The following is a 1,177-nucleotide window of genomic DNA, read 5'->3' on the forward strand; positions in this document are numbered from 1 at the left end:
ATGGCAAAAGGTAAATTCGAGCGCACCAAGCCGCATGTGAACATTGGCACGATCGGTCACGTCGATCATGGCAAGACGTCGCTGACGGCGGCGATCACGAAGTATTTTGGCGAATACAAGCGCTATGACCAGATCGACGCGGCCCCGGAAGAGAAGGCGCGCGGCATCACGATCTCGACGGCGCATGTCGAGTATGAGACGGCCAACCGTCACTATGCCCATGTCGACTGCCCCGGCCACGCCGACTATGTGAAGAACATGATCACCGGTGCCGCGCAGATGGACGGAGCGATCCTGGTTGTGTCGGCCGCCGACGGCCCGATGCCGCAGACCCGCGAGCACATCCTCTTGGCCCGCCAGGTCGGCGTGCCTTCGATCGTGGTGTTTTTGAACAAGGTCGACCAGGTCGACGATGCCGAGCTGCTCGAGCTGGTCGAGCTCGAGGTTCGCGAGCTTCTGTCGAAGAACGAGTTCCCCGGCGACGACATTCCGATCGTCAAGGGCTCGGCGCTGGCAGCGTTGGAAGATTCCAACAAGACCATCGGCGAGGATGCCATCCGCGAGCTGATGGCTCAGGTCGACGCCTATATCCCGACGCCGGTTCGTCCGCTGGACAAGCCGTTCCTGATGCCGATCGAGGACGTGTTCTCGATCTCGGGTCGCGGCACGGTGGTGACCGGCCGCGTCGAGCGCGGCGTGGTCAAGGTCGGCGAGGAACTGGAGATCGTCGGCATCCGTCCGACCGCCAAGACGACCTGCACGGGCGTTGAGATGTTCCGCAAGCTGCTCGACCAGGGTCAGGCCGGCGACAACATCGGCGCGCTCCTGCGCGGCATCGACCGCGAGGGTGTGGAGCGCGGCCAGGTTCTGGCCAAGCCGGGCTCGGTGAAGCCGCACAAGAAGTTCGTGGCCGAGGCCTATATCCTGACCAAGGACGAGGGCGGCCGTCACACGCCGTTCTTCACCAACTACCGTCCGCAGTTCTACTTCCGCACGACGGACGTGACGGGCATCGTGACGCTGCCGGCCGGCACCGAAATGGTGATGCCCGGCGACAACATCACCGTCGACGTCGAGCTGATCGTGCCGATCGCGATGGAAGAGAAGCTGCGCTTCGCCATCCGTGAAGGCGGCCGCACCGTCGGTGCCGGCATCGTCGTCACCATCAAGGAATAAT

1 protein-coding gene is annotated in these 1,177 nt (G+C 63.4%); it reads left to right on the forward strand.

Annotation, left to right across the window (positions count from 1 at the left end; all coding sequences use genetic code 11):
• Nucleotides 1–1,176 (forward strand): elongation factor Tu (tuf, locus tag P9273_RS31980; RefSeq protein WP_040983039.1); only part of this gene is annotated, 1,176 nt, incomplete at its 5' end.
• Nucleotide 1,177: the final 1 nt, after the last annotated feature.

It is taken from the genome of Mesorhizobium sp. WSM4935, assembly GCF_029625735.1.
Classification (GTDB): Bacteria; Pseudomonadota; Alphaproteobacteria; order Rhizobiales; family Rhizobiaceae; genus Mesorhizobium.